A 14633-nucleotide genomic window follows, 5' to 3' on the forward strand; every position below is an offset into this window, starting at 1 on the left:
AAACCGGAACTAGCCCGCGAATTCGGCTGCCAGCCCGTCGATTCCAGCGCGAATTGCCGTCAATGCGTCCGCGCGGGCCTTGAGCTTGCTCGCCACATGCGCACCGGCATGCAGCGTGCCCGCCGCCTCGGCGGCCACCTCCTGAGCGCGGGACAACACGGTGTCGGCCTCGACGGCCTCATCGAGCCACCCGCCGGCGACCGCCGCATCTCCGCTGAACGTCGCCGCCATCGCGATCGCGCGCTGAAAAGTGGCCGGTGTCAACCGCATCCGCATGATCTCGATCGCCGCGATCGGCAGCGTCATCCCGATCTTCACCTCATTGGCCTGGCAGCGCGCCGTCGCGGCGCCGACCCGGTGATCGCCCGACAACAACAGGAACGAGCCCATCGCGATGGCATGTCCGGTGGCGGCCATCACCACCGGCACCGGGAAACTCAAACACCGCACCGACAATTCGAAACCGCCGGCCAACATGGCCAGCGTGGCCGCCGGGTCACCGGCTGCGAACACGCTCAGATCGAACCCACCGCTGAACACCTTGGGGCTGCCCGCCAAGACCACGGCTTTCACCTCGCCGCCCGACGCGCCCTGCGTCGCCTGGTCCAACGCGCCGTTGAGCTCGTCCTGCATGGCCGGTGACAGGGCGTTGACCTTGCCGTCGTTCATCGTGATCGTGGCGACGGCGTCGTTGAGCTCGTAGCTCACCAGGGGACTCATCGCAGCAATGGTAGTGAGTGGGCTCAGGCCCGGTGCCGCCTACCGGAGCCGGCCGGCTTGATCAGATCGGTCTCGGGATCGTCGTCGTCGTAATCATCGTCGTCATCGTCATGGCCGGTCTCGTAGCGGTCCCGCCAGCGCGCCCGCGCCTCGGCGCCCAGCGCGTTGATGCGGTTGATCTCCGAACGCAGCTTCTGCTCGTCGGTCTCCTTGGCCGCGTACTGGAAATACGTCAGCACCCCGCGCAGCAACTCCAGCTTCTGCTTCTCCTGCCGGGCCCGGTCGTGCGTGGTCAGCAACTCCATCCGGTCCACCGGCGGCAGCGTCGCCCAATCCAGGATCACGGTGTTGCGCAGCTTGCGTCCGCTGGGCTTGCCGGGGGAGCCGGGCTCGTCGTAATAGGTGATGGCACCGTCGAACCGCGACGCGATCGCCTCACCCAGCTGCTTGCGGTCCAGCGCCGAATCCCACACGATGCGCCACTCCTGCGACGGCGCCAGATACGGGATCTCGGCCGGCAGATTCAACGGCACGATGTCGACGAAGTTGTCGTCATAGGAGCTCTCGTACTTTCCGACCGTCGGCGGGTTCGCGAACTCGAACCGCAGACCGTAGGCCGGGCGCTGCCCGTAATTGCGGACCACCAACTCCACCAGATGCCAGTCCGCGCTGCTGGGTTCCATGAACACCGACACATTGGGCTGGGTCAGCTCGGCCCGCCGCTCCCTGGCCTTCAGATACTGCCGCCACGCATAGACCAACGCGATGACCACGACGATGATGGCCACCCACGCCGCGAGCGCGGTCCACGCGCCCGGTTCGAAACCAGCCAACTCACGCCCCCGGTCCGTGATCGAATCGATGATCCCCACCAAGTGGGTATACCACGGCCTTTCCGTGCGGGCAGCGGTCCGGACCAGCAAACGACCGCGAAAACCCGGGCTACGACGCGAGCGCGGTGAGCACGTCGCGGGGCATCGTCACCGGGACCGGGGTGTGCACCAACCGCTCCCCGCGGGCCAGCCAGTCGACGTCGGTCCACTCGATCCGCGCAGGCAGCCGCCGCCAGTAGTGCGGATGCGAGCGCAGGTACAGCTCGACGCTGGCGTGCACCTTGGCGTCCAGCGGCGGCCGGCAGCGCCCGATCACCGGCGCGGTGCCGGCCAGCGCATCCAGATCGGTGGGGCAACTGCTGTGGTCGAAGACCCGCAGGCCCGCCGCGGCGGCGCCGTCCAGCATCCAGTCCAGGGCGATGTCGGCCAGCGGCCAGCAGGCTCCGGTGCCGCCGGTGATGTCGGCGCCCGATCCGCGGAACCACACCTCGTCGAGGTGCTCGCAGTAACGGATGGTGTGGCGGCCGCCCTCCACCGCCACGGCGTGCCGGCCGGCCTGGACCGTGGGCAGCGGCCCCATCCGCTGCTTGGTGCCCGGGGTGGCCGTCGCGTTCCACAGCCCGACGAACCGCACCGGCACGGCCGGATCGCGGTCGCCGAACAACTGCGCCGCCAGCACCCGGATGTGCCGCCAGTCCTGGGGCGTGCGTGCGGTGCGGGGCAGCACGTAGGTGGCCAGCGCGTAGTCCAGCACGTCGTCGGAGTGGGCCGGCAGCAACCCGACCGTGCCCAGCAACGTCGCCAGCTCGCCGGCGCGATGCCCGCCCTCGCCGCCGCCGAAGACGAAGATGCGGTCCCCGGGATCCCAGGCCTCGCCGAGGAAGCGGTACGCCTCCACGATCGCGGCACGGGCTTCGCTGACGGCATCGGCGCGGCGGCCCGGCGTGATCCGTCTGCCGTATCTCCGGCCCGTGCCGCTGTGATACCAGGTCAGCTGATCGGTGTCGTCGAGCAACCGGAACAGGAGCTCGGTATTCGATGCGTCACGCAGTCCGGGCTGTTCATCTGTGTGGTCGAAGCACAGTGCGATGTTCTTCACGGCGACCCCCGGCGGGACTGTCAACTACTCCTCGAAATTGCTGACCATTACTTTGCCGGGTTGGTCGGCCGATGTCCTGAGTATTGGACTACTCGAATCGCGTCGGAGGGTGCCTTTTTCCCTATGCAATGGGATGAACAACGAAATCCGTGGCAGCTAGCCGGTCAGGTAGTGGAATTTCCCCGTCGCTGCCGCGTCAATTCGGTGGATTTCGCATTATGGGCTACTGAATCGATTCCTCAGCCGCCCATCAGCATGCGCCATTGCTCCAGGTTCGAGGCCCGATACACGTAGTTGCTGCGTTTGACGTTCTCGAGCGTGGCACTGGGCTCGGCCGAGTACCAGTGGCCGGGATAGACCGTCGGGTCCCCGGGCAGTTCGGCCAGCGCCTGCAGGCTGCGGAACATGTCGTCGACGTTGCCGCCGGGAAAGTCGGTGCGGCCGCAGCCGTCCAGGAACAACGTGTCCCCGGCGACCAGCCGGCCGTCGAGCAGGAAGCACTGACTGCCCGGGGTGTGGCCCGGCGTGTGCAGTAGCTCGATCTCCACCGCGCCGACCGCCACCTTGTCGCCATGCCCGTGGCCGGTGAGCTCGCTGGGCGCGATGCCGGTGACCTTGGCGACCCAGTCGGCCTCATGGGTGTTGACGTGAACCGGCACGCTCTGGCGTTCCAGCAACTCCGGGAGGCCGGCCAGCGTGAAGCCCATCATCGAGCCGCCGACGTGATCGGGGTGATGGTGGGTGACCAGCACACCCGACAGGTGCATGCCGTCGGCCTCGAGCAGGTCGACCAGATCGTTGGCCGCATACGCCGGATCGACCATGACGGCATCACCCGTCTCGCGGTCGCCGATCAGGTAGGCGAAGTTGCGCATCTGCTGGGCGATCACATCGTCGGCCGCGTAGTCACGGCCGGCCAGCAGCTGCCGGAAATACAAGCGGTCTTGGGCCTTGGGCTCGGACATGCGCCCAAGCCTATTGCCGTGTCGTGTCGCCATCCCCACCGCCGCCGCGGCAGGTATCCGTGCAGGTCCAAAAACCGCACGTCACCACGTGTTTAAGCCCACACGCAGAAAACTCGCATCAAAAATGCGGAATTACTAGCGTCAGCCTCATGCACCTCACCCGATTCACCGACCTGGGACTGCGCACCCTGATGCTGCTGTCCGCCGGTGAGTCCCAGGAACGGCGCATCACCACCCGCACCATCGCCTCGGGCGCCAACGCCTCCGAGCACCACGTCGCCAAGGCCGTCTCCAAGCTGGCCGAACTCGGCATGGTGCACGCCCGACGCGGCCGGATCGGCGGCCTGGTGCTCACCGACGCCGGCCGCAACGCCTCGATCGGCTGGCTGGTGCGCGAACTCGAAGGGGACCGCGAGGTCATCGAATGCGGTGGCGATTCCCCCTGTCCGCTGATCGCAGCCTGCCGGCTGCGCCGGGTGCTGGCCGATGCGAAGGAGGCGTTCTATCGCGAACTCGACCGCTACACCGTCACCGACCTGACGGCAGACAACCGCCTGCCGATTGTTTTACAACTCACAACCGAAGGGAATCCCCGATGACCGTCACCAGCCCCGAGCCGTCTGCGGTACGCGACGAACTCGAGCCGCGCCACGCCGAAATCGTCTCGGCGACACTGCCTCTCATCGGCGCCCACATCGACGAGATCACATCGGAGTTCTACCGGCGGCTCTTCGCCAACCACCCCGAGCTGTTGCGCAACCTGTTCAACCGCGGCAACCAGGCGCAGGGCGCCCAGCAGCGTGCCCTGGCGGCCTCGATCGCCACGTTCGCCACCCATCTGGTCAACCCCGACCTGCCGCACCCGTCGGCCCTGCTGGCGCGGATCGGACACAAGCACGCCTCGTTGGGGATCACCGCCGAGCAGTACCCGATCGTGCACGACAACCTGTTCGCGGCGATCGTGGCGGTGCTCGGCGCCGAGACCGTGACGGCCGACGTCGCCGAGGCCTGGGACCGGGTGTACTGGATCATGGCCGACACCCTGATCGCGCTGGAGCGTGACCTGTACGCGGGCGCTGGCGTCGAACCCGGTGACGTCTTCCGCCGGCTGCGCGTTGTCTCGCGCGTCGACGACCCGTCCGGTGCCGTGCTGGTCACCGTGCGGGCCACCGAACCCGTCCGGTTCACCCCCGGGCAGTACGTCTCGGTCGGCGTCACCCTGCCCGACGGCGCCCGCCAGCTGCGCCAGTACAGCCTGGTCAACGTGGCCGGGTCGACCGATCTGACGTTCGCGGTCAAACCCGTCGACGCCGCCACCACCCAGCCCGCCGGCGAGGTGTCGTCCTGGATCCGGGCCAACGTCTGCGTGGGCGACCTGCTCGACGTCACACTCCCGTTCGGCGACCTCTACACCGGCGGCCGGCCCGACGGCCCGCTGGTGCTGGTGTCGGCGGGCATCGGGGTCACCCCGATGATCGGCATCCTGGAGTTCCTGGCCGCCGAGGCCCCCGACACCCAGGTGCGCGTCCTGCATGCCGACCGCAGCGACACCGCCCACCCGCTGCGCGAGCGCCAGCACGAGCTGATCGAGGCGCTGCCCAACGCCAACCTCGACCTCTGGTACGAGGACGGTGTCACCGCCGGCGCCCCGGGCGTGCACGCCGGCCTGCTCAAGCTCGACGGCGTCGAGCTGCCCGCCGACGCGGCGTACTACCTGTGCGGCGGAGCCGGGTTCGTCGAGGCGGTCCGCACCCAACTCGGTGACCGGGGCGTCGCCCACGAGCGGATGCACTGCGAGCTGTTCGCGCCCAACGATTGGCTCCTGGATTAACCGACCAGGCAAAACAGCTCCCCGGCGGCCGCGCTGACCTGCGGTTTGGTTTGGCTGCCGGGGAGGTTGTACCCTCTTTAAGGCCCCGCAGCCGCAACGCCGCGGGGACAAGCCCCCTTAGCTCAGTCGGCAGAGCGTTTCCATGGTAAGGAAAAGGTCAACGGTTCGATTCCGTTAGGGGGCTCGGTGGACGAGCAGGCGGTGCGCCGACTCGCATCATCGGGGCGGTGTAGCTCAGCTGGTTAGAGCGCACGACTCATAATCGTGAGGTCGGGGGATCGAGTCCCCCCACCGCTACAGGAACATCACACAAGCAGAGCGTGATTCAAGCAGGGAGAAGCTGACGTGGCGTCGAGTACCGACGTACGGCCGAAGATCACTTTGGCGTGCGAGGTGTGCAAGCACCGCAACTACATCACCAAGAAGAACCGCCGCAACGATCCCGACCGGCTCGAGATCAAGAAGTTCTGCCCCAACTGCGGTACCCATCAGCCGCACAAAGAGTCGCGGTAGCCCCACCCTCGTGGCTTTATCGACGAACATCGTCGGGATGCATTACCGGCATCCTGAGCACTACGAGGTTGGTCGCGAAAAGATTCGTGAACACGCGCTCGCGGTCAAAAACGACGATGCGTTTTTTCACGACGAGGCTGCGGCCGCCGAGATCGGACACGATCGGCTGCCCGCGCCGCTGACCTTCATCTGTATCTTCGGCTACCAGGCGCAGTCGGCATTCTTCGAAAACGCCGACATCGGTATCAACGACGCTCAGATCGTGCAGGTGGACCAGGAGCTGAAGTTTCTCAAGCCGATCAAGGCCGGTGACAAGCTCTACTGCGACGTGTACGTGCATTCCGTGCGCAAGGCGCACGGAACCGACATCATCGTGACGAAGAACATCATCACCGACGACAAGGGTGATGTGGTCCAGGAGACCTACACGACCCTCGCCGGGCGTGCGGGTGACGGAGAAGAGGGTTTTAGCTGATGGCGCTGCGCGAGTTCAGTTCTGTCAAGGTCGGCGACACACTTCCGGAGCGGGTGATCCCGCTGACCCGTGGGGATCTGGTCAACTACGCCGGCGTGTCCGGTGACCTCAACCCGATCCACTGGGACGACGAGATCGCCAAGCAGGTCGGCCTCGACACCGCAATCGCCCACGGCATGCTCACCATGGGCCTCGGCGGCGGCTACGTCACCGCCTGGGTGGGTGACCCGGCCGCGGTGACCGAGTACAACGTGCGATTCACCGCCGTCGTCCCGGTCCCCAACGACGGTGTGGGCGCCGAGATCGTGTTCAACGGGCGGGTCAAGTCCGTCGACCCCGACGAGAAACTGGTCACCCTCGCCATCTCGGCGACCGCAGGCGGAAAGAAGATCTTCGGGCGCGCTGTCGCGACCGCACGACTGGCGTAAGGAGCTTCAGGCCATGGCACTCAAGGCTGACATCCGCGGAATGGTCTGGAAGTACCCATACCCGTTCCTGATCGGCCGTGAGCAGATCCGTCAGTACGCCAAGGCCGTCAAGGCCATGGACCCGGCCAGCCACGACGAGGCGGCGGCCGCCGAGCTGGGCCACGACGCCCTGGTCGCCCCGCTGACCTTCGCTTCCACGTTGGCGCTGCTGGTGCAGGAGCACTTCTTCCAGAACGTCGACATCGGCATGGAAACCAAGCAGATCGTCCAGGTCGACCAGAAGTTCATGTACCGCAAGCCGCTCAAGGCCGGCGATCAACTGCATGCCGTCATGGAGATCGCCTCGGTCGAGGAGCGTTTCGGTGCCGACATCGTCGTCACCCACAACGTCTGCACCAACGACGACGGTGAGGTGGTCCTGGAAGCCATCACCACGATGATGGGCCACGACGCCGACGACTCCATCCAGGTCAAGTGGGACCCGGAGACCGGCAAGGTGATGCGGAAGGCCGCCGGGGAGTAACGGTGACACGTGGGCGCGATTAGTTTCTGGCGCCTACGCCGGGTACACTCGGCAACCGGGGTTTTTCCCATTTCAGCGCGCTGTCCGTCGGCTTGAACCATCGAACGGGCCGCGCGCGAATTGTGTAAGCCTCGGCGCAGTACGGTGATAACAGCGCCAGCATGTCACCGACAGAGGGGCGTAGCTCAACTGGCAGAGCAGCGGTCTCCAAAACCGCAGGTTGCAGGTTCAAGTCCTGTCGCCCCTGCTCAAACTGAATACTCGACAACGTGTGGACACTGGATAGTGACCCCGACAACCAGTCCGCCAGGAAATGAACGGAGTATGCGGTGAGCGACGAGCGCGAAGGTGCCGGCTCCGCAGACGACGCTGGAACTGACGCCGGCACCGACAACGGAGCAGCGGACACCACCCACGGTCAGACCGCGGTGGTGACCCGGCCGCTGCGCCCGACCGGCAAGCGGACCCGTCGCGGCGCGGTCGGTGAGACCGACAGCGACGAGACCGCCGACGACGACGTATCGAGCGACGACGCGAAGGCCGGGTCCGGCAAGGCCGGCAAGAGCAAGAAGGCCAAGAAGAAGACCGGGCCGTCGCGCAACCCGATCATGTTCGTCGTCAACTACCTGCGACAGGTCGTTGCCGAACTGCGCAAGGTGATCTGGCCGAACCGCAAGCAGATGGTCAGCTACACCTCGGTGGTGCTGGTTTTCCTGGTGTTCATGGTTGCGCTGATCGCCGGCGCCGACCTCGGCCTGGCGCGACTGGTGTCGCTGGTGTTCGGCACCTGATCTGGAATTGAGAGAGGACTGACAACGTGACCACGTTCGACGGCGACGAGACGTTCGCCGACGATCCGACTCAGGACCACGAGGCCGCCGAGTCGCAGACCGACGACCAGCAGGCCGACAGCCCGGAGACCGAGGCCGCCGAGGCGGCCGAGACCGAGACGGCCACCGAGGACGCGCCTGCTGCCGACGAGGCACCTGCCGCCGAGGAGGACGAGGAAGAGGATCCGGCAGTCGCGCTCAAGAAAGAGCTGCGTCTCAAGCCCGGCGACTGGTACGTCATCCACTCCTACGCCGGTTACGAGAACAAGGTGAAAGCCAACCTCGAAACCCGCGTGCAGAACCTGGACGTCGGCGATTACATCTTCCAGGTCGAGGTGCCCACCGAAGAGGTCACCGAGATCAAGAACGGCCAGCGCAAGCAGGTCAACCGCAAGGTGCTGCCCGGCTACATCCTGGTCCGCATGGAACTCAACGACGAGTCGTGGGGCGCGGTCCGCAACACGCCCGGCGTCACCGGCTTCGTCGGCGCCACCTCGCGCCCGTCGCCGCTGTCGCTGAACGACGTGGTGAAGTTCCTGCTGCCGCAGGGCGCGGCCAAGAAGCCCGCCAAGTCCAGCGCCGCCGCCGCGGCCGGTGCCAGCACCGAGGCCACCCTGGAACGGCCGGAGATCCTGGTCGATTTCGAGGTCGGCGAGTCCGTCACCGTCATGGACGGCCCGTTCGCGACGCTGCCCGCCTCCATCAGCGAGGTCAACGCCGAGCAGCAGAAGCTCAAGGTGCTGGTGTCCATCTTCGGCCGCGAGACACCTGTCGAACTGACCTTCAACCAGGTCTCCAAGATTTAGTCGCCACAGCGGCTAGAAACAACGGGCGTTTACCCGCCCTTGGATGAGCAAGTAAAGGAACACCACAAGCATGGCCCCGAAGAAGAAGGTCGCCGGGCTCATCAAGCTGCAGATCCAGGCCGGGCAGGCCAACCCCGCCCCGCCCGTCGGTCCTGCACTTGGCCAGCACGGCGTCAACATCATGGAGTTCTGCAAGGCGTACAACGCCGCGACCGAGTCGCAGCGCGGCAACGTCATCCCCGTGGAGATCACCGTCTACGAGGACCGCAGCTTCACGTTCGCACTGAAGACCCCGCCCGCCGCCAAGCTGCTGCTCAAGGCCGCTGGTGTGCAGAAGGGTTCGGGCGAGCCGCACAAGACCAAGGTCGCCAAGGTGACCTGGGATCAGGTGCGCGAGATCGCCGAGACCAAGAAGGCCGATCTCAACGCCAACGACATCGACGCCGCGTCGAAGATCATCGCCGGCACTGCCCGGTCGATGGGCATCACGGTCGAGTAGTTCGGCACCAAGCAATTGTGGGAGGGCCCGCTTCGGCCCGCCAACCACAGACTCTGAATTGGAGATTCAATGAGCAAGAACAGCAAGGCATACCGCGAAGCCGCGGAGAAGATCGACCGGACCAAGCTCTACACGCCGCTTGAGGCCGCGAAGCTGGCCAAGGAGACTTCCTCCAAGAAGCAGGACGCCACCGTCGAGGTCGCCATCCGCCTCGGTGTTGACCCCCGCAAGGCTGACCAGATGGTCCGCGGCACCGTCAACCTGCCGCACGGCACCGGCAAGACCGCCCGCGTCGCGGTGTTCGCCGTCGGTGAGAAGGCCGAGCAGGCGCTGGCCGCCGGCGCCGATGTCGTCGGCAGCGACGACCTGATCGAGAAGATCCAGGGCGGTTTCCTGGACTTCGACGCCGCGATCGCCACCCCGGATCAGATGGCCAAGGTCGGAAAGATCGCCCGCGTGCTGGGCCCGCGCGGTCTGATGCCGAACCCCAAGACCGGCACCGTCACCCCCGATGTCACCAAGGCTGTGGCCGACATCAAGGGCGGCAAGATCAACTTCCGTGTCGACAAGCAGGCCAACCTGCACTTCGTGATCGGCAAGGCGTCCTTCGACGACGCCAAGCTGGCCGAGAACTACGGCGCCGCCCTCGACGAGGTGCTGCGGGCCAAGCCGTCCTCCTCGAAGGGCCGTTACCTCAAGAAGGTGACCGTCTCCACCACCACCGGTCCGGGTATCCCGGTTGACCCGGCGGTGACCCGGAACTTCACGGAGGCGTAGCTCGCGGAGCCGACCATCGGCACCGAGGCGTAATTCTTTAGCCCGAGTGGCCAGTTGCGGCACAAGATTCTCTGAATCGCGTGTCATAACTGGCCATTCGGCGTTCCTGGGGTCTCTATATTTCCAGGTGTTCTCCAGGTGTGCCGCCTAGACTCGGTCCCATGAGGGACCACACGGTGGAAACCGTCTGCCGCTGCGGCCACGACGGCTCGGCGCACTCTCATTATCGTGCCGGGGCAGAGTGCGCGTTGTGCAGCTGCCGGCGGTTCCGGCGCCCCTCCGCGCTGCGGCGCCTGCTGAGCCGGCGACGGTAACCCCGCTAGCCACACTCGGAAAGACGGCGCCGCAGAAATGCCGCAGCGGGGGCGGAGACGCTGTCGAATCGCAGGGCGATCCGATACCAGTCCGCTGCCTCGGCGCGCCGGCCGGACCGCCGCAGCAGATCCGCGCGAATCGAGGCCACCGTGTTCGTCCTGGCCAGCCGCACATCGTCGGCAACGTCGTCGAGAGCAGCCAGACCGGCACCGAAGCCGTCGCGAAAACCGATGGCCAGGGCCCGATTTGCCCGAACGACGGGCGAATCGGTCAGGGCCAGCAGCCGGTCGTAGGCCAGGCAGATGGTGGCCCAGTCGGTCTGCTGCCAGGTGGGTGCCGTGGCGTGCAATGCCGCGATCACCGCTTGCGGAAGATAGGTTCCGGTGGCGCCCTCGGCGAGCCGTAACTGCTCCAGACCCCGCGCGATCCGGCCACGATCCCATTGGCTGCGGTCCTGCTCGTCAAGTGGCACCAGGGCACTGCTGCCGTCGACCCGGGTCCGGCGGCGCGAATCATGCAGCAGCACAAGCGCAGCGAGAGCATGCACGTCCCGATCGTCGGGCATGAGTGCGCACAACTCGCCGGCCAGGCGTACGCCCTCGTCGCACAGCTCGTCACGGATCGCCGACGGGCCGGCCGTGGACCAGTAGCCCTCGGTGAACACCGAGTAGATGCAGCCGAGGACGTGCGGCGTGCGTTCTGCCAGCAGCTCCCGTGGCGGCACCCGCAACGGGATATTGGCCTGACGAATCTTGTTCTTGGCCCGCGTGATTCGCTGGCCCACCGCCGCCTCCGACTGCAGCAGGGCGCGGGCTATCTCGGCGACGGTGAGCCCGGAGATCAGCCGCAGCGTGAGCGCCAGCTGGGAGCTGCGGTCCAACGCGGGATGGGCGCAGGTGAACATCATCCGCAGCTCGTCGTCACGCACCGGGTGCAGCTCGGCGTCCGTCGACGCTCCAACACGCTCGTACACGGCAGCGAGTTCCTTTCCGGGACGCGCGGATTCCCGCCGCAGCCGGTCCAGGGCGCGGTTGCGCGCCACGGTGGTCAGCCAGGCCCCGGGCTTGTCGGGAACCCCCTCGGCCGGCCATACCCGTAGCGCCTGCGCGCAGGCCTCCTGAACGGCGTCCTCGGCCACGCCGAGGTCACCCGACCACCGGGCGATGACAGCCACCGCCGGGCCCCACTCGCGCCGAAAGACGCCGTCCAGGTGGGTCATCGGGCGTTACAGGCCGGAGACACCGGAGAGCTGCCGGACCTCGATGACAGACGCCGGAATCATCGAGGCCAGCGTCACCGCCTCGTCGTGGTCGGCGGCCCGCAGCACATAGAAGCCGTTGGCCACTTCGGCACCTTCGATGTACGGCCCGTCGGTGAGCAACACCTTGCCGTCGCGTACCCGCACCGTGGTGGCGGTCGACGGCGGATGCAGCGGCGCGCCCGCCAGAGTCTTGTCGCCGATGGTCTTGGCGAGTTCGACGTGCAGGCCTGCCTGCGCATTCCAGGCGTCGGTACCCGGTGTGTTGACGGCCTCGGGCGGCTCCAGCAGCAGTGCCAGCCAATCGTTGCCCAGCGGCTGCTCGGGCGCCTGCCAATGCACCATCGGCCACACCTCGACCGCGCCGTACTGGGCCACCGGAATGTCGCGGGCCAAGGCCAGCGCGTCATCGAGATTGTCGGCCTCGAACACGTAGTAGCCGCAGGCCACCTCGGCGCCTTCGGCGAACGGGCCGTCGGTGGCTACCGTCGGCGGTGCCGACAATGGGACCAACGGATTGTCCGGACCCCCGGCGATCCGGGTGGCGGCGGTGGTCCTGTCCAGCGCGTCACCGGCCCGGATGGCCGCCCCGGCCTTGGCGTGGAATGCCTGGAAGGCCGCCACGCATTCGGCCCGCTGCTCGGGCGCGAGTTCCACGTCCTGGCTGATCAGTAATGCGAAGTAATGCATCGTCGTCTCCCGGTGGGCAGTGAGCAGAACCGTCTGTTCCACTCTCTACCCATCCGACGAACGAGGCCCCCAGGACCCGACAGCTCGCGCAGAACTACTTCTGCAACGTGAACTGATGCACGCTGATATGCCCCGAGGCGAAGTACTTCTGGCAGCCGTTGAGGTACTTGTCATAGCGGTCATAGACCTGCTGGCCCTGGATCGCGATGGCCTCGTCCTTGTGCGCCTCCAGCGCCTCCGCCCAGATCTTGAGGGTCCGCACGTAGTGCGGCCCGATCTCCTGCAACTGGGTGAGCGTGAACCCGGCCTCGAGTGCCCGCTCCTTCTCCATCGCCACCGAGGGCAACCGGCCACCCGGGAAGATCTCGGTCATGATGAAATGGGCAAACCGGGCATCTTCGAATGTCATGTGCAGGCCGAGCTTCTGGCCTTCGCGAAGGTCGAAACCGGTGATGTTGTGCAGCAACATGACGCCACCGTCGGGCAAGGCGTTATAGGTCGTCTCGAAAAAGGCCGGATACCGTTCGAATCCGAAATGCTCGAACGCGCCGATCGACACGATGCGGTCCACTTTGTCGGTGAACTCTTCCCACCCTTGCAGTCGGACCTCGACATTGCGATTGGTGGGGATCTTGGAGAGCTTATCGATGGCGTATTCGCGCTGCTCGCCGCTGAGCGTCAGACCGATGACGTTGACGTCGTACTTCTCGATGGCGCGCGCCATACCGCCGCCCCACCCACAGCCAATGTCCAGCAGGGTCATCCCCGGCTCCAGTCCGAGCTTGCCCAGCGCCAGGTCGAACTTGGCGTTCTGGGCCTCGTCGCCCGTCATGTCCTCGCGTTCGAAATAGCCGCACGTATAACCCATAGTGGGGCCGAGAAACAGCTCGTAGAATTCGTTTGAGATGTCGTAGATCGACTGCAGTTCTTCGTATTTGGGTGTCAATTTCGGCATTCGAAATGCTCCAAACCTTCGAGTTCTCCCCGCCGGGCGCCAGCCTACCGCAGGTAACTGCCAGGAGCTCTTGACTGCTGTCTGCGCGTTTCGCTGGCAAACAATGGTGTTTCGGGCACCGCGCCAAGCAATTGGATGGTGCCTGCGATGACCGGGGGGAGTGGAGTCTGGGCAGCGAAGAAATGCGCTCGCGACTATCGGGCCGCGGCGAAATTGGTCTTCAGCTCGCCGACGATCTCGTCCCACACCGGTTCGGGCAGCTCGTGACCCATTCCGTCGATCAATACCAGGCGGGCGTCGGCGATTGCCCGGGCCACCGCGCGGCCCCCGAATGGGCGCATCAACCGGTCGGCCAGGCCGTGGATCACCACGGTCGGGGCGCTGATCCGCTTGTCGTGGTGACGCAGGCTGCCGCTGCCCAGAATGGCGTCGAAATGCCGCGCGATGCCGGCCGGGTAGTACGCACGGTCGTACAGCTCGGCGGCCTGTGCCCGGATCTCGTCCTCGGGGGTGGGGTAGCCGGGACTGCCGTTGAGCCGGCTGATCCGAACCGTGTTGTCGATGACGGCTTCTCGTGACGAGTTCGCCGGTGGGCCGGTGATCACCGACAACAGCTGTTTGATGCCGGGCGGTGGCAGCAGCGGCTGATTGTTGCTGGAGAAGATCACCGCCAGGGATTTGGTGCGCGGCGCATACCGTGACGCGAAAACCTGGGCGATCATGCCGCCCATCGAACCGCCCACGACGTGCGCGGCGTCGATGTTGAGGTGATCGAGCAGCGCGGCGGCGTCGTCGGCGACGTCTTCGAGGGTGTACACCGCCGGGCTGCGCAGGCCGAGAAACGATCGGGCCATCCGCAGCGGCAGCGGTGAATCCGCCCGTGTGCCCGACAACTTGGTGGACAGGCCGACGTCGCGGTTGTCGTAGCGGATGACGCGCAAACCCTGATCGACGAGCTTTTCGCAGAAACCGGTGCGCCACATCAGCATCTGCGCGCCCAGGCCCATGATCAGCAGCACCGCCGGATCATTCGGGTCGCCCATGTCCTCGTAGTACAGCTCGATGCCGCCGGGCTCCGCCGGTGACGGGGCGAAGCCGGTGCGCACCTTGATGCCG

17 protein-coding genes, 3 tRNA genes and 1 pseudogene are annotated in these 14633 nt (G+C 66.3%); 13 read left to right on the top strand and 8 right to left on the bottom strand.

The window, feature by feature from the left end; translation table 11 throughout:
- Positions 1-9: 9 nt before the first annotated feature.
- The 4 genes from FR943_RS06930 to FR943_RS06945 all read right to left on the bottom strand — a co-directional run bounded on the left by FR943_RS06930 (position 10) and on the right by FR943_RS06945 (position 3617).
- Complete coding sequence (locus FR943_RS06930) at positions 10-720, bottom strand: crotonase/enoyl-CoA hydratase family protein (RefSeq protein ID WP_217155624.1); 711 nt, start codon at positions 718-720, stop codon at positions 10-12.
- A 23-nt stretch (positions 721-743) separates the two neighbouring features.
- Positions 744-1592, bottom strand: a complete 849-nt coding sequence (locus FR943_RS06935; protein WP_217155625.1) for a DUF8453 domain-containing protein — start codon at positions 1590-1592, stop codon at positions 744-746.
- A gap of 70 nt (positions 1593-1662) precedes the next feature.
- Positions 1663-2652: a phospholipase effector Tle1 domain-containing protein gene (locus FR943_RS06940; RefSeq protein ID WP_217155921.1), complete on the bottom strand. Its 990-nt coding sequence runs from the start codon at positions 2650-2652 to the stop codon at positions 1663-1665.
- A 239-nt stretch (positions 2653-2891) separates the two neighbouring features.
- Positions 2892-3617, bottom strand: a complete 726-nt coding sequence (locus FR943_RS06945; protein WP_217155626.1) for an MBL fold metallo-hydrolase — start codon at positions 3615-3617, stop codon at positions 2892-2894.
- Positions 3618-3766: 149 nt separating this feature from the next.
- Between FR943_RS06945 and FR943_RS06950 the strand changes: the two genes are divergently transcribed.
- The 13 genes and pseudogenes from FR943_RS06950 (at position 3767) to rplA (ending at position 10299) form a co-directional block, all read left to right on the top strand.
- The gene (locus FR943_RS06950) at positions 3767-4216 is read left to right on the top strand and encodes an RrF2 family transcriptional regulator (protein ID WP_217155627.1); all 450 of its coding nucleotides are present in this window, start codon (positions 3767-3769) and stop codon (positions 4214-4216) included.
- A complete protein-coding gene (locus FR943_RS06955) occupies positions 4213-5448 on the top strand; it encodes a globin domain-containing protein (RefSeq protein ID WP_217155628.1) in 1236 nt (411 codons plus the stop codon). Before FR943_RS06950 ends, FR943_RS06955 begins: the two co-directional genes overlap by 4 nt.
- 111 nt (positions 5449-5559) lie before the next feature.
- Positions 5560-5632, top strand: a tRNA-Thr gene (locus FR943_RS06960).
- Positions 5633-5671: 39 nt separating this feature from the next.
- Positions 5672-5745, top strand: a tRNA-Met gene (locus tag FR943_RS06965).
- Between the two features lie 48 nt (positions 5746-5793).
- Positions 5794-5961: a 50S ribosomal protein L33 gene (rpmG, locus tag FR943_RS06970; protein WP_003881823.1), complete on the top strand. Its 168-nt coding sequence runs from the start codon at positions 5794-5796 to the stop codon at positions 5959-5961.
- Positions 5962-5971: 10 nt separating this feature from the next.
- A pseudogene (gene hadA, locus FR943_RS06975) lies at positions 5972-6446 on the top strand ((3R)-hydroxyacyl-ACP dehydratase subunit HadA); the annotation flags it as partial.
- A complete protein-coding gene (gene hadB / locus FR943_RS06980; protein WP_217155630.1) occupies positions 6436-6864 on the top strand; it encodes a (3R)-hydroxyacyl-ACP dehydratase subunit HadB in 429 nt (142 codons plus the stop codon). The pseudogene hadA and the gene hadB, both read left to right, overlap by 11 nt.
- Before the next feature lie 13 nt (positions 6865-6877).
- Positions 6878-7387, top strand: a complete 510-nt coding sequence (gene hadC, locus FR943_RS06985; RefSeq protein WP_217155631.1) for a (3R)-hydroxyacyl-ACP dehydratase subunit HadC — start codon at positions 6878-6880, stop codon at positions 7385-7387.
- A 174-nt stretch (positions 7388-7561) separates the two neighbouring features.
- A tRNA-Trp gene (locus FR943_RS06990) sits at positions 7562-7634 on the top strand.
- Between the two features lie 82 nt (positions 7635-7716).
- Complete coding sequence (gene secE, locus FR943_RS06995; RefSeq protein ID WP_217155632.1) at positions 7717-8178, top strand: preprotein translocase subunit SecE; 462 nt, start codon at positions 7717-7719, stop codon at positions 8176-8178.
- Positions 8179-8204: 26 nt separating this feature from the next.
- Positions 8205-9023, top strand: coding sequence for a transcription termination/antitermination protein NusG (gene nusG / locus FR943_RS07000; protein ID WP_217155633.1), 819 nt, complete (start codon positions 8205-8207; stop codon positions 9021-9023).
- 70 nt (positions 9024-9093) lie between these two features.
- Positions 9094-9522: a 50S ribosomal protein L11 gene (gene rplK, locus FR943_RS07005; protein WP_003881829.1), complete on the top strand. Its 429-nt coding sequence runs from the start codon at positions 9094-9096 to the stop codon at positions 9520-9522.
- A gap of 69 nt (positions 9523-9591) precedes the next feature.
- Complete coding sequence (gene rplA, locus FR943_RS07010) at positions 9592-10299, top strand: 50S ribosomal protein L1 (RefSeq protein ID WP_217155634.1); 708 nt, start codon at positions 9592-9594, stop codon at positions 10297-10299.
- Between the two features lie 319 nt (positions 10300-10618).
- Here rplA and FR943_RS07015 read toward each other — a convergent pair whose 3' ends face one another.
- The 4 genes from FR943_RS07015 to FR943_RS07030 all read right to left on the bottom strand — a co-directional run bounded on the left by FR943_RS07015 (position 10619) and on the right by FR943_RS07030 (position 14629).
- Entirely contained in the window at positions 10619-11833 is a 1215-nt protein-coding gene (locus FR943_RS07015; protein WP_217155635.1) for an RNA polymerase sigma factor, read from the bottom strand.
- Between the two features lie 6 nt (positions 11834-11839).
- Positions 11840-12562: a YciI family protein gene (locus FR943_RS07020; RefSeq protein ID WP_217155922.1), complete on the bottom strand. Its 723-nt coding sequence runs from the start codon at positions 12560-12562 to the stop codon at positions 11840-11842.
- 94 nt (positions 12563-12656) lie between these two features.
- Complete coding sequence (locus tag FR943_RS07025) at positions 12657-13517, bottom strand: cyclopropane mycolic acid synthase family methyltransferase (RefSeq protein WP_217155636.1); 861 nt, start codon at positions 13515-13517, stop codon at positions 12657-12659.
- Positions 13518-13711: 194 nt separating this feature from the next.
- Positions 13712-14629 (bottom strand): alpha/beta fold hydrolase, encoded by a 918-nt coding sequence (locus FR943_RS07030; RefSeq protein ID WP_217155923.1) that lies wholly within the window; start codon positions 14627-14629, stop codon positions 13712-13714.
- Positions 14630-14633 lie beyond the last annotated feature (4 nt).

This window comes from [Mycobacterium] fortunisiensis, assembly GCF_019050325.1.
GTDB lineage: Bacteria > Actinomycetota > Actinomycetes > Mycobacteriales > Mycobacteriaceae > Mycobacterium > Mycobacterium fortunisiensis.